This is a genomic window from Tabrizicola soli (assembly GCF_015999335.1).
Classification (GTDB): domain Bacteria; phylum Pseudomonadota; class Alphaproteobacteria; order Rhodobacterales; family Rhodobacteraceae; genus Tabrizicola; species Tabrizicola soli.
On record NZ_JAEACP010000006.1, the window covers coordinates 62,626 to 87,866 of the forward strand.

Genomic DNA, 25,241 nt, shown 5'->3' on the forward strand with positions numbered 1-25,241 from the left:
CCTTCCGTTCCGTATCCTCAACCGGCCGCGCCCCGCACCGTGTGCGGCTATGTCAATCGGGCCGCGAAGACCGCATCCGCCGCGCCGCTGGCCGAGCGGGACGGGGTGCCGCTCGAGCACCCTCATATTGTTCGGAGACAAGTCTCTTGGATCACCGTCGAAGCATCCGATCGGAGACCATGGCGAGAAGGGCAATGGCAACACCGGAGACAAGTCCGAGCCCGAGGTTTGCCTTGCCTAGCGCTATGAAGACCTGTTGGCCGAGGTCGCGAGTGCCAACAAGCGCGGCGATCACGAGCATCGACAGGGCGGCCATGATCGTCTGGTTGATGCCAAGCCTGATCACCGGCGCTGCGAGGGGGAGCTTGACCTGCCAGAGCATCTGCATCCGTGTTACGCCCATCTGCTGCGCCGCCTCGACCAGATGAGCGGGCACGGTGCGCAATCCCTGTTCGACATAGCGGACAGGCGGCACGATGGCGTAGAGCATGATGGCAATCAGTGCGGTGAACTCGCCTACGCGGAACAGCATCAGGGCGGGGATAAGGAACACGAATTGCGGCATGGTCTGCAAGGCGTCGTTGATCGGCCGCAGGATTCGCGACACGGTATCGCTTTCTGCGGCAAGAACCCCGAAGGCTCCGCCGATGGTGACGCAGAGAAGGACGGCAAGCCCGGTCAAATACAATGACTGTGTGAACGGCATCCACATTCCCGACAGCAGGATGAGGGCCATTGCTCCCGCAGTCAGGAGAAACAATCGCCCGCCGCCCAGAGCGAAGGACAGCAGCAGTCCCAGGGCGACGAAACAGGGCCAGGGAAACCGCGTAACCCCCGTGGCGAGAAACAGCGTGCCGAACAGCAGAGCTATCGCCCATTTCCAGTTGCGCCGCGCCAGAAAGGCCGCCGCTGCAAGCGTCACGATCACATAGAGCGCGACCATCCAGCCCTGCAGCGCGAAGCCCCAGACGGCAGGTGTCGCAGCGCTCTGCAATCCGATCCTGAGCGGGATCATCAGCCCGTAGTTCAAGCCATCGCGCAAAGCGGAGAACAGGTTTCCGGTCGCACCGACGAATTGCAGCAGTGTGGCATCGATGGATCTGGCAAGAGAACGTCCCAGCGTATCGGGTTGGAAGTCGACTTCCGGCACCAGAAGACGAAAGGCGATGCCCGAGATCAGGGCGGCCGCGACGATGGTCCAGAATGCGTTGCGCCCGATGGGACGCGCCTGTCCCGCGACCGTGGTCGCAAAGCCGAAGGTGATACGGTCAAGAAGGATCGCCATTGCGACGATGACCAGTCCCGACAGCAGGCTTCTGCCGAGTTCCGCCCCGCGCATCGCTGACAGGACTTCCCATCCGATGTCGTTGAACCCGCCGATCACCGCCACGATGATGACCATGCTGAGGGACGCCATCGTGGTCTGGTTCACCCCGACCAGGATTTGCGACTTGGCCACGGGAACCCGGGCCTGCCAGAAGAGCTGGAAGGGGGTCGCGCCACACATCAGGGCCGACTCCACCACGGCATCCGGCACGCGCTGCAGCCCGAGCATGGTGTTCCGCACCATCGGCGGGATCGAGAAGATGACGCCGGCGATCAGGCCCGCGGCCGGTCCAAAGCCGAAGAGGATCAGCAGTGGGATCAGATAGGCGAAGGCCGGGAAGGTCTGCATCGCGTCCAGCATGGCGACGACGCGCGTCTCCAGCCGGGGCCAGCGCGTCGCCGCAGCGCCAAGTGCAAATCCTATGGCGATCGCCGGAGGCAGGGACATCAGCACGATCGCCAGGGTGTTCATGGAGTGCGGCCAGTAGCCTACCAGGACGATATAGACCTGCGCCAGGACGGCCAGCGCCGCGAGACCCCAGCGGGACGCCCTCAGCGCCAGGGCCACGACGACGACAGCGACGAAGGGCCAGGGAAGCCAGGTCAAGGCTTCTCGCAGCGCACGCAGAGGGGTCTCCAATCCGACCGCGAAAAGGCGGCTGAGCGGTTGCACCCACTCCAGCGCCGGCTGGAGGGTCGCGTTGATCCATGTCTCGAGGGGAAGCGTCCATTTTGCCGGATAGGCACCGAGCCATGGCACCGATGGCGAGATCACGGCGGCAAGGATGCAAAACAGGAGAAGCGCGGCCCAGACACGAGGGTCGCGGGCGCGGTCCTGAAGGGTATGCGTCTGGGCCATATCAGACGATCCCCTGACTGGCGGCAGGGCGGGCAGGGTGACCGGAATGTCCGAGGATCTGCAGAATTCGCGCCGCCTCGAGCCGGCCGCCGCTGTAGCGGCCCGAGGGGCGGACAGTAAAGCACTGAGCACCTGCACCGATCCCGGCCAACAACGCCTCGATAGGCTGGTCCGCGTCGACTTCCGGATGTCCAGTGTCGGCGATACCAGGTTGCGCCATGTCGCCCGCGCGGATGACCCGGCCGAGCGATACCTCGGAAGTGAATTCCGCAACATAGGCGTCGGCAGGGTTCAGAAGGATTTCGGCCGGCGTGCCGATCTGGATGATCCGGCCGTTCCGCATCAGGGCGATGCGGTCGGCCAAACGGCAGGCCTCCATGATATCATGCGTGACGAAAATGATGGTCTTGTGGAGCTGCTGTTGCAACCGCAGGAATTCGTCCTGCATCTGGCGGCGGATCAACGGATCCAGCGCTGAGAATGGCTCGTCCAGAAACCACAATTCCGGTCCGACGGCGAGGCTACGGGCGATGCCGACACGCTGTTGCTGCCCGCCGGAAAGCTGATGCGGATAGGACTCCTCTCGCCCCTCCAACCCGACGAGGTTGATCATCTCGCGTGCCTTTTCCTCCCGCGCGGTCCGGTCGATTCCCTGCAGCTTCAGGGGGAAGGCGGTGTTCTCCAGGACGGTCAGATGCGGCAGCAACCCGAAGCTCTGGAACACCATCCCCATCTTGTGGCGCCGAATTTCGATGAGCTCTTTCGGCGTTGCGGCGAGAAGATCCTGCCCGTCGAGGCGGATCTGTCCATGGTTCGCGCCGATAAGTCGGGAGAGGCAGCGGATCAACGTGGACTTGCCCGAACCGGACAGGCCCATGACCATGAAAATCTCACCTTCGTGTACGTCGAAGGTGGCGTCGATCAGCGCCGGGATATGGTCCTCGGCCGCCATCCGCTCTGCCAGTTGATCGGGCTCGATCGTATAGCCCTTGGAATCGAAGTAGAAATCCGGACGCCGCCCGTAGACTTTCCATACATTGCGGCATTCCAGTTTCACCTTGCGATCCGACCTGGATTGCCGAAGATCGCATCCTCGGCGGCAATCGTCACGTCGCAGGCCATGGCCAGCTCGAACCCGCCGCCCAGAACATAGCCCTGAACGGCGGAAATCGTCGGCTTCGGGCTGTTCCAGAACCGCAGGATCACGTCGAAATCGGCCTGAAGCATCGCGCGCGTCGCCTCGCGGTCGGGTTCCTCCTCCATGGAGCCGAGGTCGAAACCGGCCGAAAAGGGCTTGCCGGCGCCCGAGATCAGGATCACCCGCACCTCGGGGTCGGTCTCGGCCCGGTCCATGGCACGGTGCAGGCCCTCGACCATCTCGATGGTGATCGAATTCAGCTTGTCGGGCCGGTTCAGCGTGATCTGCGCCACCGGGCCGGAGCGGGCGTATAGGATGGTGTCATTCTGCATTGTCGTCAGTTCTGCGATGCGTCGCGCAGTTACCTCGCGGTCAATCGGCACCATTGCAAGCTGGCTGTCTTTCAGCACCTCGATCCAGATGCCGCCGAAGGCCACCATGACGAAGCTGCCGAACTGCGGGTCGCGCACCAGGCCGAAGGCCATCTCGGCCTGGCCACGAGCCATGCCGCTGATCAGGACACGCGGGCCAAGGCGTGCCGCGATGTCCTCGTAAGCGGCGGCGACGCTTTCCTCGTCCTGGAGGCCCAGCTTCACACCGCCGACATCGCTCTTGGTCGATCAGCTTGTGGCGAGGTGTCCGATCTTCTCCCTGCCGAGATCATCCTTCAGAGTTGCGAGGGTGGCCGCCTTGCTCCTGCGGGGTGGTTTCCCTACGGCGCACATATCGGCTATATGAAGGTCGACCAGGTCACCGAAGGTGTGCAGGCAGGCTAGGGACGATCGGTTGGGCGGCAACCCCTGATCGACCAGGGTTTCGGCTTGACGGGCCCATTCGCGGGCGTCGTCGCGGCGCAGGAATGTCTCGCTTGCGCAGCGGCCCTTTCGTCCGATCTGGACCCGGTAGGCACCGGAGGGGAGGCGGGTGATCGAGGCCGTTTTCGTGTGCGCTATGTATGCAGTGAGTCGTCGCAGAAGGGGAAATTCGGGGATATCAGGGCGTAGTCCGGCAAAGGGGCAGGCTTGGTCAACGGATTGAAGATACTATAAAAATGCAGGAAAATCAATCATATAGACTGTCCGTGGCGCCGATGATGGACTGGACCGACAGGCATTGTCGCGTCTTTCACCGGCTGATGACCCGGCGCGCGATGCTTTACACCGAGATGGTCACCGCCCCCGCCATCGTCCACGGGCCGAGGCCGCGTCTCCTCGACTATTCCGGTATCGAACATCCCGTCGCCCTGCAGCTCGGCGGCTCGGACCCGGCGGAACTGGCCGAAGCCACCCGCATCGCCGATGCCTGGGCCTATGACGAGATCAACCTGAACTGCGGCTGCCCCTCGGACCGGGTGCAATCGGGCTGTTTCGGTGCCGTGCTGATGGAGCGCCCCGCCCTCGTCGCCGATTGTCTCCGCGCCATGCAGGCGGAAACCGACGCGCCCGTCACCGTGAAATGCCGCATCGGCGTCGACCAGCAGGACCCCGAGACCGTCCTGCCCGCCTTCATCGAGACCCTGGCCGGGGCAGGGGTGCGCCACATCATCGTCCACGCCCGCAAGGCCTGGCTCCAGGGCCTGTCGCCCAGGGAAAACCGCGAGATCCCGCCGCTGGAGCACGACCTCGTGGTCCGCATGAAGCGGCGCTTCCCCGAACTGACGATCTGCATCAACGGCGGGATCACCTCGCTGGAGCAGGCGCAGGACCTGCTGGCGCAGGGGCTGGACGGGGTGATGATCGGGCGGGCCGCCTATCACGATCCGGCGCATAGCCTGATCGGGGCCGATGCGCTCTGGGGCGACGCCTATGCGCCCGATGCCTTCGCCGTCGTCGATGCGATGCGGCCCTATATCGCGGCGCATCTCGACGGGGGCGGGCGGCTTCACCAGATCACCCGCCACATGCTCGGCCTCTTCACCGGCCGCCCCGGCGCGCGCGGCTGGCGCCGGGTGCTCTCCGAGAACGGCACGCGGCCCGGCGCCGGGCTCGACACCCTCGACCGCGCCCTGGCCGAGGTTCAGGTCGCCGCCGCCTGACGCGCCCGGACCAGCCGCGACAGCGCCAGCACCAGCACGCCGCACAGCGCGATCGCGCCCAGCATCGGGGTCGCCGTCCCGTCGAAGAACGGCCCCACCGCCGCGATCATCGCGCCGCCCGCCAGCATCTGCAGCGTGCCGCCCAGCGAGGAGGCGAGCCCCGCGATGTCGCCATGCTCGTCTAGCGCCATCACCATCGCGGTCGGGATGATCAGCCCCAGGCAGGCATTGGCCAGGAACAGCCCGGCGACGCAGAGCCACAGGTTCACCGCCCCCGCCAGCGCCAGCAGGAACAGCACCAGGGTGAAGGCCGCGAACCCGGCCGAGGCCCAGGCCATCACCCGTGGCGCGCCATGCCGCAGTCCCAGCGGCGCGGCCATCTGCGAGGCGCTGAAGAAGCCGATCGCATTGACGGCAAAGGCCAGCGAGAATCCGGTCGGCGACAGGCCGAAGGCCCCGGTATAGACGAAGCTCGCGCTGGCGATGAAGACGAAGAAGCTCGCCATGCCGAAGCCGCCCAGGAAGGTCAGGCCCATGAACAGCGGATCGGCGAGCAGCACCGCCGTCCCCCGCCGCATCGCGCCCAGGTTGAAGGGCTGGCGGTCCGCCTGCCGCAGCGTCTCGGGCTGGAGCAGGGTCAGGATCGCCAGGCTGATCCCCGCCGCGACGACCAGCGCCCCGAAGATCGCCCGCCAGCCCGCCACCGCCATCAAGCCCGAGCCCGCCAGCGGCGCCAGCATCGGCGAGACCGAGATCACCATCATCACCGCCGCCATCAGCCGCGTCGCCGCCGGCCCGGTGTAAAGGTCGCGGATGATCGCCCGCGGCACCACCATCAGCGCCGCCCCGCCCAGGCCCTGGATCGCCCGGCCGACGATCAGCCATTCGACCGTTGGCGCCAGCGTGCAGAAGACCGAGCCCAGGATGAAGACCGCGATCCCGGCATAGAGCGGCGGCTTCCTGCCGAAGCGGTCGGCCCAGGGGCCATAGACCAGCTGCGCCAGGCCGAAGGCGATGAAATAGGCCACGATCGTGCCCTGCATCGCCGCGACTCCCGTCCCCAGCGCCGTGGCGATCTCGGGCATGGCGGGCAGGTACATGTCGATGGCGAAGGGGCCGATGCAGGACAAAAGGCCCAGGACAAGCGCCGGGCGCAGGATATGGTCGGACATGACGGGGCTTTCGGACAGGGGCAGGGGGCGAAACGGCTGCGGCGCAACGCGGGAGGGGCGGCATATCATCCGGCCTCCGGCCTGGCCAGCCCTTTCGCCACTGGCCTTGCCCCGATCGGCGGGCTATGTCGCAAGGGTCAGACGAGGTGCGCACCCCATGCCCGAGCTTTCCCTTCTCCTGCCGATGCTGGCCGCGCTCCTCTTGATCGGCGCCTTCGCCGGGGTTGTCGGCGGCCTTCTCGGCGTCGGCGGCGGGATCGTGCTGGTCCCGGCCTTCTTCTACGCCTTCGGCGCGCTCGGCTATGGCGGGGGGCAGCTGATGCAGGTCTGCGTCGCGACCTCGATGGCGACCATCGTCGTCACTTCGCTCCGCTCGGTCTCGTCGCACAACAAGAAGGGCGCGGTGGACTGGACGGTGCTCTGGACCTGGGGTCCGACGCTGGCGATTGCCGCGGCCATCGGCACCTTCACCGCCTCGCGCGTCTCCTCCACCACGCTGCAGGCGGTCTTCGGGGTGCTGGCCGGTCTGGCCGGGCTCTGGATGGCCTTCGGGCGCGACAGCTGGCGGCTCGGCGACCAGATGCCCGGCCAGCCGGTGCGCAGCCTCCTGGCCGGGGCGGTGGGCTTCTTCTCGGCGATGATGGGGATCGGCGGCGGCACCTTCGGCGTGCCCCTCATGACGCTCTACGCCATGCCGATCCACCGCGCCGTCGCCACCGCCTCGGGCTTCGGCGTGGTGATCGCGGTCCCGGCGGTGCTGGGCTTCCTGCTGCTGCCGGTGGCCGAGGCCCCGCCCTGGACCCTGGGGGCGATCAACCTGCCGGCCTTCCTGGTGGTGATCGGCACCACGCTGATGACCACGCCGCTCGGCGTGCGGCTGGCGCATGCGATGAACCCCAGGCCCCTGAAACGCGCCTTCGCCCTGTTCCTGACCCTGGTCGCGCTGAACATGCTGCGCAAGGTCCTGGGATGGTAGACCCCGGCTGGAGGCGAATCGGCCCCGATCCAGCGATCCGCGCCTGGGCCGACAGCGCCCGCGCCGCCGCCCTCCGGAGTCTCGCCACCAGCGATGAGGCCTGGCGCTGCGGCGGCACCTGGTTCGTCGGCGTCGACGCCCTGCCGAACACCCAGGACGGCGCGATCCAGGGCGCCGCCTTCCCCTGGGGCGCCCTGCCGCTCCGGCCCGAACCCCTGCACCGCGCGCAGCTCTCCGTCATCCGCCCCGGCTATCCCCGGCCCTCGCCCGACGAGACCCCCGCCGCCTTCGCCTTCCGCCGCGACCGCGACGCCGCCCATCTCGACGGCCTCCTGCCCATCGGCCCCGACAAGCGCCGCATGGTGAAGGAGCCGCATGCCTGGATCCTCGGCCTGCCGCTCAACCGGGCCACCGCCTCGCCGCTCACCGTCTGGGAAGGCAGCCACGAGATCCTGCGCGCGGCCCTCCTGAAGGCCCTCGCCCCGCACCCGCCGGACCGCTGGGGCGACATCGACATCACCCAAGCCTACCAGCAGGCCCGCCGCGAAGCCTTCGTCCGCTGCCGCCGCCTGGAACTCGCCGCGGGTCCGGGAGAGGCCACGCTCCTCCACCGCCTCACCCTGCACGGCGTCGCCGCCTGGAAACCGGGCGACGCCGCGCCGCCGGAGGGCCGGATGATCGCCTACCTGCGCCCCGAGCTGCCCTCGGTCGAGGCCTGGCTGAAACGCCCCTGACTTCCTCTTGGTCAAATACTCTGGGGGTTTGGGGGTGAAACCCCCAAGACTTCAGCGGTCCAGCCGTGCCATCCGCCCGCCGCGGCGCTTGCCCAGCCGGGGCGCGCGGCCGGGAAGCTCCTCGATCACCGCCGCGCGTTCCTCATGCGTCATCCGCGACCAGCCCGAGATCTCGTCGATCGAGCGATGGCAGCCGACGCAGATCCGCTCCTCGGGATGGATCACGCACAGCCTCACGCAGGGGCTGGCGATCTCGTCGCGTTTCCAGACGTCGTCCTTCACTTCGTCATTCCCGCTCAAGATGCCCAATCCGGTCCAGCGCCCCTTGCAGGATATATCCGGCGGCCACCTGGTCGATTACCTCTTTCCGACGCTTTCGTGACGTATCCGCCTCCAGCAGCGCCCGCTCCGCCGCGACGGTCGACAGCCGCTCGTCCCAATAGCAGATCGGCAGCGCGGTCAGCTTCTCCAGGTTGCGCGCAAAGGCCTGGGTCGCCTGCACTCTCGGGCCCATGCTGCCGTCCATGTTCAACGGCAGCCCCAGCACGATCCCCGCGGCGCCCCGCGCCTCCAGAAGCGCCAGCAGACGCCCCGCGTCGATGGTGAACTTCTCGCGCCGGATCACCTCCAGCGGCGTCGCCACCTGGCGGCGCAGGTCCGACAGCGCCACCCCGATGGTCTTGTCGCCAAGGTCCAGCCCGGCGATCGCCCGGTTCGGGGGCAGGGCGGCCACGAATTCCTCGACGCCGGCGCAGATCATGGGTTCAGCCCGGCCTCGACCGCCGCCTGGCGCAGGAAGGACAGCTCGGCCGGCTGGCCCTGGAACTCTGCCACGGCCGCGTCATAGGCCTTCTGCGCCTCCTCCAGCCGCTCCAGCATCGCCTGCGAGCGGATCAGCCGCGCCCAGTCCTCGACCCCGCCGCCCTCCGAGGCGAGGCGATCCGAAAGCTGCGTCACCATCCCCTCGATCATCGCCTGCCGTTCCTCTTCCGACATCTCGGCCGCGGCCGCCATGTCCCCGGCCGTGGGGCCCGTCACCTCGGGCAGGCGATAGTTCACCCCGGCCCGCCAGGCGACCTCCTCGATCTGCGCGCGCAGGGGCTCGGTCCAGGGCGCATCCGGCCCGCTTTCCTCCAGCAGGCCGCTCCAGAGCGCGAAGCCCCGGTCATAGCGCCCGCCCTGCACGAACATCAGCCCCGCGTAATAGCGCGCCAGCCCGTCCTTCGGATCCAGGCTCAGCGCCGCGGTCAGCTCGGCCTCGGCCTCGGGCGAGACATAGCCGCCCGCCGCTGCGATCAGGATCTCGGCCAGCGCCGAATGGTCCGCCGCCGCGACGGTCCCGCCCTTGACCGCGATCAGGTGGCGCTGGGCCGCCTCGGCATCGGCGAAATTGCCAAGCGCGGTCTCGTTGCGGGCCAGCAGCTCCAGCCCGACCGGATCGTCGGGGCGCCTGGCGACCGTCTCGCGCAGCTTCTCGATCAGCTGCATCGTCTCGGCGGGAACCTCCGGCGGCGCAAGCTTCGGCGCGGCCGCCACCGCCTCGGCCTGCGCGGGCCGTCCGGCCATGCGGTCGTCCGCCATCGCGATCCGGCGCTCGATCGGCAGGTCGGGATAGCCGGGGCTGCCCAGATAGCGGTAGGCCCCGAGACCGCCGCCCAGCACCACCAGCGCGACCAGCGCCGCGACCGGCGTCGCCGGGGCGGCGCTTGCCGCGGCCCCCGGCGCGCGCTGGCGGTCCAGGTCCAGCAGCCTGCGCCCGACCTCGGCCCGCAGCCGCTTCGCCTCCTCGGCGCTGATCGTCCCGCGCGCAAGGTCGCGCTCGACCTCGGCCATCTGGTCCTTGTAGACCGCCATGTCGGCCTCGGCCGCCGCCGCCTCGCCCCGGCCCCGGCCAAGGGCGCGGACCAGAAGTGCCGCAACCACCGCCGCGATCAGCGCCGCCGCCGCCCAGAAGCCCCAATCCGCCATCGCCGCCGCCTGTCCTGGCCCTTGTTTCCGCCCCCATCTAGTCCTTCGGGCGGGGTCCCGAAAGGGGCAAACGGCCGCATCCGCCGCGGCCCCTGTCGCCTCTGCCCGGCAAATGTCGCAAATTTCCCGATCGTGCCGCTGTAGTCCCCGGCCATGACCCGGCTTCCTTCATAGAACGCTCCTGACGGACCGAGGTCCGACTTTCCCTGACGAGGCTCCGATGAAGCGCTATTCGGTCTTTGCCATCGCCCGCGAGGCTTTGCGGTACCACATGGGGTGGGAACGCGCCTGGGCTTCGCCCGAACCGAAAGCGTCCTATGACGCGATCATCGTGGGCGCCGGGGGCCACGGCCTCGCCACCGCCTATTATCTCGGCAAGAACCACGGCATCACCAATGTCGCGGTGATCGAGAAGGGCTGGCTCGGCGGCGGCAACACCGGCCGCAACACCACGATCATCCGCTCGAACTACCTGCAGGACCCCTCCGCCGCGATCTACGAAAAGGCCCGCAGCCTCTACGAGACGCTGAGCCAGGACCTGAACTACAACGTCATGTTCAGCCCGCGCGGCCTTCTGATGCTGGCGCAGACCCACCACGAGGTGCGGGGCTACCTGCGCACGGTCCATGCCAACACGCTGCAGGGCGTGCAGACCGAATGGATCTCGCCGCAGCGCGTCAAGGAAATCGTGCCGATCATGAACATCGACGGGCCGCGCTATCCGGTCCTCGGCGCGCTCTACCAGGCGCGCGGCGGCACCGCCCGGCACGACGCCGTGGCCTGGGGCTATGCCCGCGCCTGCTCGGCGATGGGGATGGACATCATCCAGAACTGCGAAGTGAAGGGCGTGCGGTCGGAAAACGGCCGCGTCACCGGCGTCGACACCACCAAGGGCTTCATCGGCACGAAGAAGCTCGGCATGGTCGTCGCCGGCCATTCCGGCCAGCTGGCCGAGATGGCGGGCTTCCGCCTGCCGATCGAGGCGGTGGCGCTGCAGGCCCTCGTCTCCGAACCGATCAAGCCCTGCATGGACGTGGTCGTCATGGCCAACACCGTGCACGGCTACATGTCGCAATCCGACAAGGGCGAGATGGTGATCGGCGGCGGCACCGACGGGTTCAACAACTACACCCAGCGCGGCAGCTTCCACCACATCGAGGAAACCCTCCGCGCCCTGGTCGAGACCTTCCCGATGATCAGCCGCCTCAAGATGCTGCGGCAATGGGGCGGCATCGTCGACATGACCGGCGACCGCTCGCCCCTCATCTCCAAGACCCCGCTCGGCAACTGCTTCATCAACTGCGGCTGGGGCACCGGCGGCTTCAAGGCGATCCCCGGCTCGGGCTGGGCCATGGCCGAGCTGATGGCCAAGGGCGAACCCGGCCCGCTGGCGGCCGAGTTCAACATGTGGCGCTTCAAGGAAGGCCAGTTCATCGACGAATCCGTCGCCGCCGGGGTGGCACACTGATGACGCGGCTGCGGCACATTCCCGCCGATGTGTCCGCGCGCCGGAACCCCCAGGCCGGGGACCGGGTTTCCATGCCAATTCAACATTGCATGGAGACCCTCCAATGGCTGACGAAAACTACAAGACCTATGTCCGCGAGACCCGCACGACCGAAGGCTCGGGTGCCAGCATGGCGCTCATCGTCGGCGGTCTCGTCGTCGCGGTCGGCTTCATCCTCTGGCTCGTCTTCGGCGGTCCCGACTCGGTCGTCGACACTGCCCCTGCGGGCAGCGACACCAATGTCACGATCGAGCCGCCGGCTGCTCCGGTCGACAACTCGACCAATGTCACCGTCGAGCCTGCCGCTCCCGAAGCCGCCGCTCCCGAAGCTCCCGCGCCCGATGCCACGGCCCCGGCCGGCGATGCGGCTCCCGCTGACGGCGGCACGGCCGAGCCCGCGGCTCCCTGACCCCTGCGGCGGGCGCCCCTGCGCGCCCGCCCTCCAGCCGCAGGGAGAGTGAGCCATGCTCCGCCCCCTCGGCCCCCTCAGGATGCCTCGCCCCGCGCGGCTTGAAGCCCCGACCCCCATCCTGACCGCGAGAGACCGCCCACAGCGCCCGCCGGAAACCGGCCGGGGCGCGCCATGCCGCCCGCTCTCTCCATCCCCGACCTTCTTCGACCGCCGCCTCGCGACCGGGGTCGAACAACCCGCGAACCACCTGGGAACACCCTCATGCTGATCCTTGAATGCCCCTACTGCGGCGTGAAGGCCGAAGAAACCGAACTCGCCCCCGGCTACGAGGCGCATCTGAAGCGTTTCGGCCCCGGCTCCTCGCCCGAGGAGTTCGAGGATTACATGTTCGCCCGCAAGAACCCCAAGGGCGTGCATTTCGAACGCTGGCGCCATGCCTATGGCTGCGGCAAGTGGTTCCTCGCCGCCCGCTGCACCGCCACGCTCGAGGTCTTCGGCACCTATCCCGCCCAGACCTCCGAACCCCCCGCCGACATCATCGCGAAAATCCAGGCCCGCCGTCCCGACTGGCAGCCTGACTGGAAGGGCACCAAATGAGCACGCGCCTCGCCAAGGGCGGCCGGTTGATCAACCGCACCGCGCCCGTCGAATTCTCCTTCAACGGCAAGCGTTTCAAGGGCTTCCAGGGCGATACCCTGGCGGCGGGCCTTCTGGCCAACGACCAGCTGATGGTCGGCCGCAGCTTCAAGTATCACCGCCCGCGCGGCATCGTCGCCTCCGGGCCGGAGGAGCCAAACGCGCTCGTCAACCTTGGCAAGGGTTCGCGGCTGGAACCGAACCAGCGCACCACCACGACCGAGCTTTTCGACGGGCTGGAATCCACCAGCCAGAACCACTGGCCCAGCCTCGAATTCGACGTGGGCGTGGTGAACAACTACGTCGCGCGCTTCCTGCCCGCGGGCTTCTACTACAAGACCTTCATGCATCCGCGTCCGCTGTGGAAGCATGTGTTCGAGCCGATCATCCGCCAGTCGGCCGGTCTCGGCAAGGCGCCGAAGGACGTGGACGCCGACCGCTACGAATACGCCTACGAATTCTGCGACGTCCTCGTGATCGGGGCCGGGGTCGCGGGCCTTCTCGCCGCGAAATCCGCCGCCGATGCCGGCGCCCGCGTGATCCTGCTGGAACAGGCCCCGACGCTCGGCGGCCGGGCCCCGGTCGACGAGACCGAGGTGGACGGCACCCCGGTCGAGGCCTGGCTTTCCGCCATCGAGGCCGACCTGAAGGCGCGCGACAACGTCACGGTCCGCGTCCGCACCTGCGCCATCGGCGTCTATGACCACGGCTATGTCCTTGCCGACGAACGCGTCGCCGACCATACCCCCGGCGACGGGCGGCCGAAGCACCGGCTCTGGCGGATCCGGACGGGCCGGATCATCAGCGCCACCGGCGCGATCGAGCGTCCGCTCAGCTTCTACGGCAACGACATCCCCGGCGTGATGCTGGCCAGCGCGATGCGCGACTATGTCGTGAACTATGCCGTCTCGCCGGGCGACCGCACCGTGGTCGTCACCAACAACGATTCTGCCTACCGGACCGCGCTCGCGCTCAAGGCGGCGGGGCTCGAGGTCCCGGCGATCCTCGACGCCCGCGACCGGGCCACCGGCGCGCTGCCCGAGGCCGCGCGTGCCGCGGGCATCCGCGTGCTGACCGGCAAGGCCATCGCCAAGGTCAAGGGCGGCAAGCGCGTGACCGGCGTCACCGTCTGCGCCCAGGCGGGCGAGGGTTCCGTCCAGGAAGAGATCGCCTGCGAGGCCGTCGCCATGTCCGGCGGCTGGTCGCCCGTCGTCCACCTCTGGAGCCATTGCGGCGGCAAGCTGACCTGGGACGAGGGCATCTCCGCCTTCACCCCCGACCCGACCCGTCCGCCGCTGAACCATGACGGCAGCGCCCTGGTGGCGGTCGTCGGGGCCGCCGCGGGCTGCCTGTCGCTGGCCAATATCCTGGCCGAGTTCGGCGCCGGGTCGGGCAAGGCTGCCATACGCCTGCCAGACGCAAGCCAGACGCCGGATGGCAGCGTCGCGATCCCGCCGGTCTGGGTCATGCCGCAGGGCGCGCCGATCGCGATGCGCAACAAGATGTGGCTGGACTACCAGAACGACGTGAAGGTCTCGGACGTCCAGCTGGCCGCGCGCGAAGGCTATCGCAGCGTCGAGCATACCAAGCGGTACACCACGCTCGGCATGGCGACGGATCAGGGAAAGCTCAGCAACATCAACGGTCTCGCCACGCTTGCGAATGCGCTGGGTGAAGAGATCCCGCAGGTCGGCACCACCACATTCCGCCCGCCCTACACGCCGGTCACCATCGGCGCGCTGGCAGGCGAGTCGCGGGGCGAGATCTTCCAGCCGCTCCGCCGCACCCCGATGCATGAAGCGCATGAGAAATCAAACGCTTACTTCGAACCTGTCGGCCTCTGGCGCCGCCCCTACTGCTTCCCCCGCGCCGGCGAGACCCACGACCAGGCCGTCCACCGCGAGGTGGTGAACACCCGCCAGAACCTCGGCCTCCTCGACGCCTCGACGCTCGGCAAGATCATCGTCAAGGGCCCGGATGCCGGGAAGTTCCTCGACATGTTGTATACCGGCGTGATGAGTACGCTACCCGTGGGCAAGTGCCGCTATGGCCTGATGTGCAACGAACAGGGCTTCCTCTCCGACGACGGCGTCGTCGCCCGGATCGACGAGGACACCTGGCTTTGCCACACGACATCCGGTGGTGCCGACCGCATCCACGGCTGGATGGAAGACTGGCTGCAGTGCGAATGGTGGGATTGGCAGGTCTACACCGCGAACGTCACCGAACAGTACGCCCAGGTGGCCGTCGTCGGTCCGAACGCGAGGAAGCTTCTGCAAGTCCTTGGCGGCATGGATGTTTCCAAGGAGGCGCTGCCCTTCATGCAATGGGCGGACGGCACCCTTGGCGGCTTCCCGGTCCGGGTCTACCGGATCAGTTTCTCGGGCGAACTCAGCTACGAGATCGCCGTCCCCGCCAGCCACGGCGCGGCCTTCTGGGCTGCGTGCCAGGAAGCCGGAAAGTCTTTGGGTGCAATGCCTTACGGGACGGAGTGCCTGCACGTCATGCGGGCCGAGAAGGGCTTCATCATGATCGGGGACGAGACCGACGGGACCGTGATCCCGCAGGACCTCTGCCTCGACTGGGCGATCTCGAAGAAGAAGGCCGATTTCCTCGGCAAGCGCGGGCAGGAGCGGACCTATCTCGCCAGCCCGGACCGCTGGAAACTGGTCGGATTCGAGACGCTGGACGGCTCGGTGGTCCCCGATGGGTCCTACATCATCGCCGACGGCGTCAACGCCAACGGCCAGCGCAACGTGCAGGGCCGGGTGACCTCGACCTACTATTCGCCGACCCTGAAACGCGGCATCGCCATGGGCCTGCTGAAGCAGGGGCCGAACCGCATGGGCGAGGTGGTGGAATTCAACACGGTCACGGGCGGAACGGTGAAGGCGCGGGTGCGCGATACGGTGTTCTTCGACAAGGACGGGGAGAAGCAGAATGTCTGAGCCGGTTTCCGCGCTGGGGGGCACCAGCTTCCAGGGCTTCGCGACCATCCGCGAGATCGGCCCGCTGGGCATGATAACCTTGCGTGCCAAGGGACTGAAATCGCTGGACAAGGCGATCAAGGCCGCCGTCGGGACCAAGGTCCCGGCGCAACGGCGGATCGAGGTCAACGGCGAACGCGCCTGCGGCTGGATGAGCCCGGACGAATATCTCCTCGTCCTGCCCTATGCCGAGGTCGCGGCCGCTCTTGCCGCCATCGCCAGGGAACTGGCGGGCGAGCATCACCTCGCCGTCGACGTCTCGGACGCGCGGGCCATCTTCCGCATCGAGGGCGCGAAGGCGACCCAGGTGCTGCAGAAGCTCTCGCCGGTGGATTTCGCCACGCTCGAGCCGGGCGAGCTGCGCCGCAGCCGCGCGGCCCAGGTCGCGGCGGCCTTCTGGGCGCAGGACGGCGGCTATACGCTGGTCTGCTTCCGCTCGGTCGCGGGCTATGTGATGGGCCTTCTGACCCATTCCGCGCAGCCGGGCTCCGAGCTGGACTGAGAGCGTCGCTTGACGGGAAAAACCGGGAAGGGCAGGGTGAAAGTCCTGTCCTTCAAAGGTGTTGCATGGTTCTCCTCCGCTTTCTTGCCGCTGTTTTCGCGCTGTCGGTTTCCTCCGTTCCCGCTGCTGCATCGACCCTGGAATGCAAGCTTCCCGTCACCGGCGCGGGGGGCGGTTACATCACCGGGCTATACTACGTCCAGCATGAGGAAGGCAGCGCCGAGGCCATCGTCTCGGACGAGGTGATCATGTATTACAACGACGAGCAGCCGATCACCGCCAGGGTCTCGGACGATACCGACGCAAAGCTGGTGCTCACCTGGAACATCCAGATGACGAACTCGGGCCAGATGACCAAGATGCAGTACCGCGCGGCCTGGTTCCGCAAGAGCGGCCTCCTGACCATCCGGGCCAAGCCGGGCGGCTATTCCAACAGCTTCGAGGGCCGCGGAACCTGCCGGGCGCTGCCGGAGGATCGGTCAAAAGCTGCCGGGCGGCCTTGACCTTCCGGACGCAAGGCCACTTATTCCTTGCAACGACATCTGCAAGAACAGGAGAGACCCATGGCCTTCACCCTTCCCGACCTTCCCTATGCCCATGACGCGCTTGCGCCGCTCGGTATGTCGAAGGAGACGCTGGAATATCACCACGACCTGCACCACAAGGCCTATGTCGACAACGGCAACAAGCTGATCGCCGGGACCGAGTGGGAATCGAAATCGCTGGAGGACATCGTCCGCGGCACCTACCAGGCCGGCGCGGTGGCGCAGAACGGCATCTTCAACAACGCCAGCCAGCACTGGAACCACAACCTCTTCTGGGAGGTGATGGGACCGGGCGAGGGCAAGAAGATCCCCGGCACGCTGGAAAAGGCGCTGACCGAGGCTTTCGGCTCGGTCCAGAAGTTCAAGGACGACTTCGCCACCGCCGGTGCGGGGCAGTTCGGCTCGGGCTGGGCCTGGCTGGTCAAGGACAAGGACGGCAGCCTCAAGGTCACCAAGACCGAGAACGGGGTGAACCCGCTCTGCTTCGGCCAGACCGCCCTTCTGGGCTGCGATGTGTGGGAGCACAGCTACTACATCGACTTCCGCAACAAGCGCCCGGCCTATCTGACCAACTTCCTGGAAAAGCTGGTCAACTGGGACGCCGTCGCCGCCCGGATGTAAGGCGCGCCGGATCAGGACGGGGGCCCGCCGCGCGATCGGCGGGCCTTTTCCGTTCACGAACCTGGCAGGGCGCCCCGCAGCGCGATCTCCAGCGCAGAAACGTCAGGCACCGGGCGGAACAGGCCGCGAAGCGAGGGGGCGGCGAAACCCTCGGCGATGATATGGTCGACCAGCGCCAGCAGCGGCTGCCAGTAGCCCGCCACGTCCAGAAGCAGGATCGGCTTGGCATGCAGGCCGATCTGCGCCCAGGTCAGCACCTCGAAGAATTCGTCCAGCGTTCCGGCCCCGCCCGGCAGCACCACCACCGCGTCCGAGTTCATGAACATCACCTTCTTGCGCTCGTGCATGTCCTCGGTCACCACGGTGCCGGCCATGTCGCGGCCGTTCCGCTCGCGCCCCAGAAGATGCACCGGGATCACCCCCAGCGCCGTCGCCCCCTGCGCCAGCGCGGCCGTCGCGACCTGGCCCATGAGGCCGACGTCCCCCGCCCCGAAGACCAGCCGCCAGCCGTTGCGGGCGATCATCGCGCCGGTCTCGCGCGCGGCCTCGGCATAGCCGGCCCTGGCGCCGGGGCGCGAGCCGCAGAAGAGGCAGATCGATGGCTTGGTCATCATGGGGCCTGAAAACGGTTGCACTGTGCGAGATATAGAGATTCCATACCCCAAGGAAAGCGCCGGGGGGAATGGCATGTCGGCATGGGCGGGGACGGCTCCGGGGACACGGGCGCTGATCCTGGGGGGTGGTGGGCTGCTTCTGGCGGGGGCCGGTTACCTGGGCTGGCAGGCGCTGCGCCCCGATCCCGCGCCCGCGCCTGCCGCGGTCGAGATCGCCGCCGCGCCGACCCCGCCGCCGGTGGCCGAGCCCGCTCCGGCGCCGGCCCTGCCGAAGATCGACGTCTGGCGGGTGGCGCCGGATGGTGGGGCGGTGGTCTCGGGGCTGGCGTTGGCGGGCGCGAAGGTCGAGGTGATCGTGGACGGTGTCGCCATGGCCGAGGGGACGGCCGGCGCCTCGGGCGAGTTCGCGCTGGTCTTCACCCTGCCGCCCAATCCCGCCCCCAGCCTGATGTGGCTGTCGATGACGCCCGAGGGCAGCGCGGCCGTCGCCTCGCCGCAAATGGTGGCGCTGGGGCCGATCGCGGGCCCGGCCGCGCCGCCGGCCGCGCCCGACGCCGCCCGGGCCGAGCCGGAAGCGGCAAGCCTGCCAGGGACTGCGGTCGAGACCCCGGTCGAGACGGCGGCAGGGACGGTGCCCGAGACAGTGCCAGGGACGCCTGCGCCCGAGCCCGCGGCCGAGGCGGGGCCGCCCGCGCTCCTCCTGTCGCAGGACGGGGCGGTGGTCCTGCAGGACCCCTCCGGCGCACCGGCGGCGGGCGGCGAGGTGATGATCGACACGATCACCTATACCCCCTCGGGCGAGGTGCGGGTCGGCGGCCGTGCGGCGCCCGGCGCGCAGCTTCGGATCTATCTGGACAATGCCTTGCAGGCCGAGCTGGCCACGCCCGGCACCGGGCTCTGGCTGGCCGACCTGCCGGGCGCCGCGCCGGGCATCTATACCCTGCGGGTCGATCAGCTGGACGCCACGGGCAAGGTCGCCTCGCGCTTCGAGACCCCGTTCAAGCGCGAGACGCTGGAGGCCCTGGCCGCCGTCGCGGCCCCGCCCGCACCTCCGGTCGAGGCCCCGGCCGGGGTGACCGCCGAAACCCCGCCCGCCGAAAGCCCGCCCGCCGAGCCCCAGCCCGCCGAAACTCTGGTCGCCGAGCCCCCACCCGCCGAAATCCCCTCCGCCGAAGCTGTGCCGTTGCCCGAGCCTGCCGAACCCGCGGCCGCGACGATGACTGCCGAGGCGGTTCCGGTGACGGTCACCGTCCAGCCCGGCTTCACCCTCTGGGGCATCGCGCAGGAACGCTATGGCGATGGTGTGCTGTACGTGCAGGTGTTCGAGGCCAATCGGGACAAGATCCGCGATCCCGACCTGATCTATCCCGGTCAGGTCTTCTCGGTCCCCGACGCCGCCGTCTCGCCCTGACGGCCATGGCTGCAGGCCGCCAGCACCTCGGGGTGGTCGCAGCAGCAATCGTTCAGAAGATACGAGATCGTGCGCCCCAGCCCCGTCGCATTTACGCTGTAGATCACGTTGCGCGCCGCCCGGCGCGAGCGGATCAGCCCGGCCTGCTCCAGCGCGGAAAGATGGAAGGACAGGCGCGGCGCGGAAAGGCCGAGCGCCTGCGCGATCTCGCCCGCGGCCATGCCCTGGTCGCCCCGCTGCACCAGCAGGCGGATCAGGCTGAGACGGGAATCGTTCGCCAGGGCGGCGAGGGCGGCGAGGGCTTTACTTCTATCCATCGTTCAACTATTCAAGAACGGTTTAAATGACCATAGCCGAACCCGGCCTGCGCCGCAATGGCCGGGACGCCAGAGAATCAGGACCATGCGCCGCACCACCTCGACCGCAACTTCCGCCGACATGCCGGCAACTCCCGCCTCGGGCTGGCACACCCTGCGCCGGGTCGCCCCCTATCTCTGGCCCAAGGACCACCCCTGGGTGAAGCGCCGCGTGGTGGCCGCGCTGGTGCTGCTTCTGATGGCCAAGCTGGTTTCGGTCTCGACGCCCTGGTTCTACAAGCTGGCGGTGGACAACCTGTCCGGCACGACCTCGGACAAGGGGATGATGCTGGGCCTGGGCGCGGTCGGGCTGGTGGTGGCCTATGGCTTGGCCCGACTGGGCGCGGTCGCCTTTGCCGAATTGCGCGACGCGGTCTTTGTCCGCGTCGGCCAGCGTGCGATCCGGCGGCTGGCGATCGAGACCTTCACCCATATCCACCGCCTCAGCTTGCGCTATCACATCACGCGCAAGACCGGCGGGTTGAGCCGGATCATCGAGCGGGGGGTGAAGGGCGTCGATTTCCTGCTGCGCTTCATGCTGTTCTCGATCGGGCCGCTGATCCTGGAACTGACCATGGTCGCGGCCATCTTCGCCTGGTTCTTCGGCTGGCAATATGCCGCCGTGGTGATCGCCACCATCGCGCTTTACGTCTGGTTCACCTTCAAGGTCACCGAATGGCGGGTGAAGCTGCGGCGCGAGATGAACGACCAGGACACCGACGCCAACCAGAAGGCGATCGACAGCCTGCTGAACTTCGAGACCGTCAAGTATTTCAACGCCGAACTGCGCGAGGCCGAGCGCTATGACGGCGCGATGCGGCAATACGAATCGGCCGCCGTCCGCACCGGCCTGTCGCTTTCGTTCCTGAACGCGGGCCAGTCCTTCCTGATCACCTCGGGCCTGGTCATCGTCATGGCGATGAGCGCGCTTGGCGTGCGGGCGGGCACCCTGACCGTCGGCGATTTCGTCATGGTCAACGCCTACATGATCCAGATCACCATGCCGCTGAACTTCCTCGGCACCGTCTACCGCGAGATCCGGCAGGCGCTGGTCGACATGGGCGAGATGTTCGGCCTCCTGGCCCAGCCGGCCGAGGTCACCGATGCCCCGGATGCCAGGGCGCTGGAGGTCACGGGCGGCGAGATCACCTTCACCGACGTCCGCTTCCACTATGAGGCCGAGCGCGAGATCCTGAAGGGCATCAGCTTCCGCATCGCCCCCGGCGAGCGTCTGGCGCTGGTCGGCACCTCGGGCTCGGGCAAGTCCACCATCGGGCGGCTTCTGTTCCGCTTCTACGACATCCAGGGCGGCGCGATCCGCATCGACGGCCAGGACATCCGCGAGGTGACGCAGACCTCGCTGCACCAGGCGATCGGGGTGGTGCCGCAGGATACGGTGCTGTTCAACGACACCATCCGCTACAACATCGCCTATGGCCGCGCCGGCGCCACCGAGGCCGAGATCGAGGCGGCGGCCAGGGCGGCGCGGATCCACGATTTCGTCATGCGCCTGCCGCAGGGCTATGACACCGTGGTGGGCGAGCGCGGGCTGAAGCTTTCCGGCGGCGAGAAGCAGCGGGTGGGGATCGCCCGGACGCTGCTGAAGAACCCGCCGATCCTGATCCTGGACGAGGCGACCAGCGCGCTGGACACCCAGACCGAGCGTTCGATCCAGGAATCCCTGCGCGACATGGGGCAGGGCCGCAGCGTGATCACCATCGCGCACCGGCTCTCGACCATCGCCGATGCCGACCAGATCCTGGTGCTGGACGACGGGCGGGTCGTCGAACAGGGCCGGCACGAGCAGCTTCTGGCGCGGCGGGGCCGCTATGCCCGGATGTGGGAGCGTCAGTCGGCCGAGGAGGCGACCGAAGCCGCCACCGAGCCCGCCGAGGGCGAGGCCGCCTGACCGCCGCGAGGTGACAGGGTTTTTCCTTTGACCAGCCGGTCGGGCTTGCCCATTCTCTGCCCATCGCGGAGAGGGCGGGCGATGGCGTGGCGGGTGGTTCTGGCGGTGGTGCTCTGGCTGGGCCTTGCGGTCGCGGCCCTGGCCGAGCGTCGCGTGGCCCTGATCCTTGCGGTGGACGACTACCGCAGCATCCGGCCGCTCACCAACCCGTCGAACGACGCCCGGGTGATGGAGGGGCTGCTCGAGAAGCTGGATTTCGAGGTCGTCGTCGAGACCAACCGCGACCTGCGCCGCACCCGCCGCGCGCTTGAGGATTTCCAGGCCGATGCGAAAGGCGCGGATGTGGCGCTCATGTTCTTCGCCGGGCATGGGGTGGCGATCGACGGGGTGAACTACCTCCTGCCGACCGACACCGATGCCAGCTCGGCCGAGCGTCTGGCGGCGACCGCTCTGCCCATGGCCGAGGCGCAGGCGGCGCTGCAGGCGGTGGCGCCGGTGGTGATCATGCTGCTGGACGCATGCCGCGACGATCCTTTCGCCGGGGGCGGGGCCGAGGGGCGCGGGGCCGCCGCTCTGGCCGACGATCCGCCGGTGGTGGCGCAGGGCCAGCCCGCGCCGGGGCTGGGCCGGATGGGGCGGGCGGATGGCGTCCTCTTTGCCTTCGCCGCCGCCCCGAACGAGACCGCCGCCGATGGCGAGGGCGACAATTCCCCCTTCACCTCGGCCCTCTCGCGCCATCTCGGGACCGCGGGGGTGGAGTTGCGGACCGCGCTGACGCTGGTGCAGCAGGACGTCTACGACCGCAGCCGGGGCCGGCAGCTGCCCTATATCGAAAGCGGCCTGCCCGAACTGGTGTTCATCACCGGGCAGGGCGCGCTTCCGGAACGCGACCAGCTGCTGATCGCCATGGCCGACCTGACCCCCGAGTTGCGCGCCGAGGTCGAGACGCTGGCCGCGACCCGCAACCTGCCGCTCGCCCCGCTTTACGCGGCCCTGCTCTCGGCCGATCTGGAGGCGCAATCGCCCGAGGAACGCGCCCGCCTGCTGCTGGAGGCCGCGCAGTCCTACGAGCAGTTCCAGACCGAATTGCAACGCTTCCGCTCGGACGACCCGCGCGTGGCCGACCTGCGCGGCCAGGCCGACGAGGCGCTGACGCTGGGGGCCTTCGACACCGCCCGCGCGCTGCTGACCGAGGCGGCCGAGATCGACGCCACCGCCCGCAGCACGATCCGCGAGACCTATCTGTCGCGCACCCTCTCGGAAGCCGCGACCCATCTTCTGAACGCCAACGCCGCCCGCACCGACCTGCGCTATGACCTGGCGATCTCGGACCTTGGCAAGGCGGTGGCGCTTTACGCCGAGGTCGAGGACGAGGACCTGGACCGCGAGACCCAGTTCAACTACACGGCCGCGCTGGCCGATCTGGGCGACCTGCAGCTGGTGGCGGGCAATACCCAGGGCGCGCTGGCCGCCTACAGCCGCCGCAGCGACTATGCCCAGGCGCGGATCGCGGCCGACCCGACCGACGTGTACTGGGTGCGCGAGCTGATCTGGTCGCTGAACAGCATGGGCGACGTGCTGGAGCAGCAGGGCTATCTGCGCGAGGCCGAGACCGCCTATGCCAGCGCGCTGGAATTCTCGCAATGGCAGGCCGACCAGATGCCGGACGATCCCGACCTGATGCGCGACCGCCAGGTGGCCCGCAACAAGCTGGGCGAGATCCGCCTGGCCCGCAACGACTTTGCCGGCGCGCTGGAGGCCCACCGCGAGGCGCTGGCGCTGGCCGAGGCGCTGCTGGCGACGGACCCGGCCAGCCCGACCTACCGCCGCGATATCTCGTTCACGCAGGAGCGGCTGGGCGACGTGCTGGCGGCGATGGGCGACAAGGCCGGGGCCCGCGCGGCCTTCGGCATCTCTCTGGAGGTGACCGAGGCGCTGGCGGCGGAATATCCCGGCGACGAGGAGATCCGCCGCGATCTTTCGGTCAGCTATGAACGCATCGGCGACACGCTGGTCGAGGACGGCGATTTCGAGGCGGGCCTCGAGACCTACGGCAAGGCGCTGGCGATCCGCGAGGAACTGGCCGCGCTCGACCCCGGCAACACCTTGCGCCAGCGCGACCTTGCCGTCACCTTCGAGCGGATCGGCGACATCAACAACCGGCGCGGCGACCAGGACTCGGCGCTGCTGGCGCATCAGGCGGCGCTGGCGATCCGCGAGCGGCTGGCCGCGCTCGACCCGACCAACATGCTCTGGCAGCGCGACCTTTCGGTCAGCCACGAGCGGGTGGGGGACATCCTTTACGACCAGAACGACCTGGTGGCGGCGCTGGCGGCGCAGGAACGCTCGCTGGAGCTGCGGCAGGGGATCGTGATGCTCGACCCCGAGAACCTGCCCCGGCAGCGCGACCTGGGCATCGCGCTGGAAAAGATCGGCGACCTGCAGCAGGCGATGGGCGATCTGGCGGGCGCGACCGCCAGCCATGACGAGGCGCTGGCCCTGCGCCGCGCGATGGTCGCCGCCGACCCGGCCGTGGTGCAATACCGCCGCGACCTGACCTTCTCGCTGCTGCGGGTGGCGGATATGCGGATCGCCGGGGGCGACGGTCCCGCGGCCGAGCCGCTGCTGGCCGAGACGGTGGAACTGCGCCAGGACCTCGCCGGGGCGGCGCCGGAATCGACCTTCGATCTTTACGATCTGGCGCTGGCGCAGAACCAGCACAGCTCGCTTCTGCTGGACCTTGGCCGCGGCAGCGAGGCGCTGGTGGTGGCGCAGGGCGGGATGGCGACCGCGGACCGCCTGCTCCAGCTTGCCCCGGAAGAGCCCGACCATGTCCACAACCGCCTTGTCGCGCTGAACCGGCTGGGCGACGCGCAGGATCTTTTGGGCGATTCCCGCGCTGCCGTCGCCACCTTCCGCGACATGGTGGCGATGGGCAGCCGCCTGATCGACCTCGACGCCTACAACACCTCCTGGGCCAGCGATCTGGCCGTGGGGCTGGAGCGGCTGGGCAATGCGCAGGAAAAGGCGGGCGATCCGGCCGGCGCGCTGAAAGCCCACCGCGAGAGCCTTGCCTTGCGCGAATGGCTGGTCGGCCGCGACAGCAGCGAGCCGGGCTGGTATCGCGACCTTGCCGTCAGCTACGAACGGGTGGCGTCGATGCTGGCGGCGACGGGCGACATGGACCAGGCGCTGTCGCATCAGGACACCAGCCTGTCGATGATGCGCAACCTTGCGGCAACCTATCCGGACGATCCCTGGTACCGGCTGGACGTGGTCCGGGCGCTGGACCTGCGCGGCACGCTTCTGCAGGACCCCGCCGCCGAGAACCGCGAGGCCCTGGCGATCCTGGAGGAGATGCAGGCCGATGGCAGCCTGCCGCAGGGCTATGAGGACTGGATCGCCGGATTCCGCCGCGCCCTGGGCCTGCCCACGGAATTCTGACCGCCGACCCCGGCGGGGCGGGGCTTGGCAACGCTTGGCCTTTCCCTGTAAGACGATGCAAAGCGAAGGCAGGGCCTGAAGCACAGGCA

At 68.5% G+C, this 25,241-nt stretch carries 22 protein-coding genes and 1 pseudogene; 13 read left to right on the plus strand and 10 right to left on the minus strand.

Annotated features, from left to right (window positions below; translation table 11 throughout):
• Positions 1-151: 151 nt before the first annotated feature.
• The 4 genes and pseudogenes from I7S92_RS06760 to I7S92_RS23335 all read right to left on the minus strand — a co-directional run.
• A complete protein-coding gene (locus I7S92_RS06760; RefSeq protein ID WP_197642732.1) occupies positions 152-2,101 on the minus strand; it encodes an ABC transporter permease in 1,950 nt (649 codons plus the stop codon).
• Positions 2,102-2,186: 85 nt separating this feature from the next.
• Positions 2,187-3,242, minus strand: coding sequence for a quaternary amine ABC transporter ATP-binding protein (locus tag I7S92_RS06765; RefSeq protein ID WP_354001311.1), 1,056 nt, complete (start codon positions 3,240-3,242; stop codon positions 2,187-2,189).
• The gene (locus I7S92_RS23330; RefSeq protein WP_277922950.1) at positions 3,239-3,655 is read right to left on the minus strand and encodes an enoyl-CoA hydratase/isomerase family protein; all 417 of its coding nucleotides are present in this window, start codon (positions 3,653-3,655) and stop codon (positions 3,239-3,241) included. Before I7S92_RS23330 ends, I7S92_RS06765 begins: the two co-directional genes overlap by 4 nt.
• A gap of 12 nt (positions 3,656-3,667) precedes the next feature.
• Positions 3,668-3,928 (minus strand): annotated as a pseudogene (locus I7S92_RS23335) (acetate--CoA ligase family protein); the annotation flags it as partial.
• 446 nt (positions 3,929-4,374) lie between these two features.
• Here I7S92_RS23335 and dusA point away from each other — a divergent pair.
• Complete coding sequence (gene dusA / locus I7S92_RS06775) at positions 4,375-5,358, plus strand: tRNA dihydrouridine(20/20a) synthase DusA (protein WP_197642734.1); 984 nt, start codon at positions 4,375-4,377, stop codon at positions 5,356-5,358.
• Here dusA and I7S92_RS06780 read toward each other — a convergent pair.
• On the minus strand, positions 5,340-6,530 hold the full coding sequence (locus I7S92_RS06780) for a multidrug effflux MFS transporter (RefSeq protein ID WP_197642735.1): 1,191 nt from the start codon (positions 6,528-6,530) through the stop codon (positions 5,340-5,342). The two genes, dusA and I7S92_RS06780, sit on opposite strands and share 19 nt — an antisense overlap.
• A gap of 157 nt (positions 6,531-6,687) precedes the next feature.
• Between I7S92_RS06780 and I7S92_RS06785 the strand changes: the two genes are divergently transcribed.
• On the plus strand, positions 6,688-7,506 hold the full coding sequence (locus tag I7S92_RS06785; protein WP_197642736.1) for a sulfite exporter TauE/SafE family protein: 819 nt from the start codon (positions 6,688-6,690) through the stop codon (positions 7,504-7,506).
• On the plus strand, positions 7,500-8,240 hold the full coding sequence (locus tag I7S92_RS06790; protein WP_197642737.1) for a hypothetical protein: 741 nt from the start codon (positions 7,500-7,502) through the stop codon (positions 8,238-8,240). The genes I7S92_RS06785 and I7S92_RS06790 overlap by 7 nt, the downstream gene beginning before the upstream one ends.
• Positions 8,241-8,291: 51 nt before the next feature.
• Here the strand turns inward: I7S92_RS06790 and I7S92_RS06795 are convergent, their stop codons facing one another.
• Genes I7S92_RS06795 through ccmI form a run of 3 tightly spaced genes read right to left on the minus strand, consistent with a single transcriptional unit; the run spans position 8,292 to position 10,208 of the window.
• Positions 8,292-8,522 carry a DUF1289 domain-containing protein gene (locus I7S92_RS06795; RefSeq protein WP_197642738.1) on the minus strand — a complete coding sequence of 77 codons (231 nt, stop codon included), beginning with the start codon at positions 8,520-8,522 and terminating at the stop codon, positions 8,292-8,294.
• A gap of 4 nt (positions 8,523-8,526) precedes the next feature.
• A complete protein-coding gene (ruvX, locus tag I7S92_RS06800) occupies positions 8,527-9,000 on the minus strand; it encodes a Holliday junction resolvase RuvX (RefSeq protein ID WP_197642739.1) in 474 nt (157 codons plus the stop codon).
• Positions 8,997-10,208 (minus strand): c-type cytochrome biogenesis protein CcmI, encoded by a 1,212-nt coding sequence (gene ccmI / locus I7S92_RS06805; RefSeq protein ID WP_197642740.1) that lies wholly within the window; start codon positions 10,206-10,208, stop codon positions 8,997-8,999. Before ccmI ends, ruvX begins: the two co-directional genes overlap by 4 nt.
• Positions 10,209-10,428: 220 nt before the next feature.
• Here ccmI and I7S92_RS06810 point away from each other — a divergent pair, with 220 nt between their 5' ends.
• From I7S92_RS06810 to I7S92_RS06840, 7 genes are all read left to right on the plus strand, one after another.
• Positions 10,429-11,676 (plus strand): sarcosine oxidase subunit beta family protein, encoded by a 1,248-nt coding sequence (locus I7S92_RS06810; protein WP_197642741.1) that lies wholly within the window; start codon positions 10,429-10,431, stop codon positions 11,674-11,676.
• A 103-nt stretch (positions 11,677-11,779) separates the two neighbouring features.
• A complete protein-coding gene (locus tag I7S92_RS06815) occupies positions 11,780-12,124 on the plus strand; it encodes a hypothetical protein (RefSeq protein ID WP_197642742.1) in 345 nt (114 codons plus the stop codon).
• A gap of 264 nt (positions 12,125-12,388) precedes the next feature.
• The gene (locus I7S92_RS06820) at positions 12,389-12,724 is read left to right on the plus strand and encodes a sarcosine oxidase subunit delta (RefSeq protein WP_197642743.1); all 336 of its coding nucleotides are present in this window, start codon (positions 12,389-12,391) and stop codon (positions 12,722-12,724) included.
• Positions 12,721-15,711, plus strand: coding sequence for a sarcosine oxidase subunit alpha family protein (locus I7S92_RS06825; RefSeq protein WP_197642744.1), 2,991 nt, complete (start codon positions 12,721-12,723; stop codon positions 15,709-15,711). The genes I7S92_RS06820 and I7S92_RS06825 overlap by 4 nt, the downstream gene beginning before the upstream one ends.
• The gene (locus I7S92_RS06830) at positions 15,704-16,252 is read left to right on the plus strand and encodes a sarcosine oxidase subunit gamma (RefSeq protein ID WP_197642745.1); all 549 of its coding nucleotides are present in this window, start codon (positions 15,704-15,706) and stop codon (positions 16,250-16,252) included. Before I7S92_RS06825 ends, I7S92_RS06830 begins: the two co-directional genes overlap by 8 nt.
• A gap of 65 nt (positions 16,253-16,317) precedes the next feature.
• Positions 16,318-16,755 carry a hypothetical protein gene (locus tag I7S92_RS06835; RefSeq protein WP_197642746.1) on the plus strand — a complete coding sequence of 146 codons (438 nt, stop codon included), beginning with the start codon at positions 16,318-16,320 and terminating at the stop codon, positions 16,753-16,755.
• 60 nt (positions 16,756-16,815) lie between these two features.
• Complete coding sequence (locus I7S92_RS06840) at positions 16,816-17,418, plus strand: superoxide dismutase (RefSeq protein WP_197642747.1); 603 nt, start codon at positions 16,816-16,818, stop codon at positions 17,416-17,418.
• A gap of 53 nt (positions 17,419-17,471) precedes the next feature.
• Here I7S92_RS06840 and I7S92_RS06845 read toward each other — a convergent pair whose 3' ends face one another.
• Entirely contained in the window at positions 17,472-18,029 is a 558-nt protein-coding gene (locus I7S92_RS06845; protein ID WP_197642855.1) for an LOG family protein, read from the minus strand.
• A 76-nt stretch (positions 18,030-18,105) separates the two neighbouring features.
• Between I7S92_RS06845 and I7S92_RS23155 the strand changes: the two genes are divergently transcribed.
• Complete coding sequence (locus I7S92_RS23155) at positions 18,106-19,443, plus strand: LysM peptidoglycan-binding domain-containing protein (protein ID WP_242070098.1); 1,338 nt, start codon at positions 18,106-18,108, stop codon at positions 19,441-19,443.
• Here I7S92_RS23155 and I7S92_RS06855 read toward each other — a convergent pair.
• Complete coding sequence (locus tag I7S92_RS06855; RefSeq protein WP_197642748.1) at positions 19,404-19,760, minus strand: ArsR/SmtB family transcription factor; 357 nt, start codon at positions 19,758-19,760, stop codon at positions 19,404-19,406. The two genes, I7S92_RS23155 and I7S92_RS06855, sit on opposite strands and share 40 nt — an antisense overlap.
• 85 nt (positions 19,761-19,845) lie before the next feature.
• Here I7S92_RS06855 and I7S92_RS06860 point away from each other — a divergent pair, with 85 nt between their 5' ends.
• Positions 19,846-21,708, plus strand: coding sequence for an ABCB family ABC transporter ATP-binding protein/permease (locus I7S92_RS06860; protein WP_197642749.1), 1,863 nt, complete (start codon positions 19,846-19,848; stop codon positions 21,706-21,708).
• An 81-nt stretch (positions 21,709-21,789) separates the two neighbouring features.
• A complete protein-coding gene (locus tag I7S92_RS06865; protein WP_197642750.1) occupies positions 21,790-25,152 on the plus strand; it encodes a caspase family protein in 3,363 nt (1,120 codons plus the stop codon).
• Positions 25,153-25,241 lie beyond the last annotated feature (89 nt).

Bases quoted from the DNA above. Each gene is read 5' to 3' on its own strand.
- dusA (WP_197642734.1), top strand. From the start codon at position 4,375: ATGCAGGAAAATCAATCATATAGACTGTCCGTGGCGCCGATGATGGAC.
- I7S92_RS06825 (WP_197642744.1), top strand. From the start codon at position 12,721: ATGAGCACGCGCCTCGCCAAGGGCGGCCGGTTGATCAACCGCACCGCG.
- I7S92_RS06810 (WP_197642741.1), top strand. From the start codon at position 10,429: ATGAAGCGCTATTCGGTCTTTGCCATCGCCCGCGAGGCTTTGCGGTAC.
- I7S92_RS06785 (WP_197642736.1), top strand. From the start codon at position 6,688: ATGCCCGAGCTTTCCCTTCTCCTGCCGATGCTGGCCGCGCTCCTCTTG.
- I7S92_RS06860 (WP_197642749.1), top strand. From the start codon at position 19,846: ATGCGCCGCACCACCTCGACCGCAACTTCCGCCGACATGCCGGCAACT.
- ruvX (WP_197642739.1), bottom strand. From the start codon at position 9,000: ATGATCTGCGCCGGCGTCGAGGAATTCGTGGCCGCCCTGCCCCCGAAC.
- I7S92_RS06780 (WP_197642735.1), bottom strand. From the start codon at position 6,530: ATGTCCGACCATATCCTGCGCCCGGCGCTTGTCCTGGGCCTTTTGTCC.
- I7S92_RS06830 (WP_197642745.1), top strand. From the start codon at position 15,704: ATGTCTGAGCCGGTTTCCGCGCTGGGGGGCACCAGCTTCCAGGGCTTC.
- I7S92_RS06835 (WP_197642746.1), top strand. From the start codon at position 16,318: ATGGTTCTCCTCCGCTTTCTTGCCGCTGTTTTCGCGCTGTCGGTTTCC.
- I7S92_RS06815 (WP_197642742.1), top strand. From the start codon at position 11,780: ATGGCTGACGAAAACTACAAGACCTATGTCCGCGAGACCCGCACGACC.
- ccmI (WP_197642740.1), bottom strand. From the start codon at position 10,208: ATGGCGGATTGGGGCTTCTGGGCGGCGGCGGCGCTGATCGCGGCGGTG.
- I7S92_RS06820 (WP_197642743.1), top strand. From the start codon at position 12,389: ATGCTGATCCTTGAATGCCCCTACTGCGGCGTGAAGGCCGAAGAAACC.
- I7S92_RS23330 (WP_277922950.1), bottom strand. From the start codon at position 3,655: ATGCAGAATGACACCATCCTATACGCCCGCTCCGGCCCGGTGGCGCAG.
- I7S92_RS06840 (WP_197642747.1), top strand. From the start codon at position 16,816: ATGGCCTTCACCCTTCCCGACCTTCCCTATGCCCATGACGCGCTTGCG.
- I7S92_RS06855 (WP_197642748.1), bottom strand. From the start codon at position 19,760: ATGGATAGAAGTAAAGCCCTCGCCGCCCTCGCCGCCCTGGCGAACGAT.
- I7S92_RS06865 (WP_197642750.1), top strand. From the start codon at position 21,790: ATGGCGTGGCGGGTGGTTCTGGCGGTGGTGCTCTGGCTGGGCCTTGCG.
- I7S92_RS23155 (WP_242070098.1), top strand. From the start codon at position 18,106: ATGTCGGCATGGGCGGGGACGGCTCCGGGGACACGGGCGCTGATCCTG.
- I7S92_RS06790 (WP_197642737.1), top strand. From the start codon at position 7,500: ATGGTAGACCCCGGCTGGAGGCGAATCGGCCCCGATCCAGCGATCCGC.
- I7S92_RS06845 (WP_197642855.1), bottom strand. From the start codon at position 18,029: ATGACCAAGCCATCGATCTGCCTCTTCTGCGGCTCGCGCCCCGGCGCC.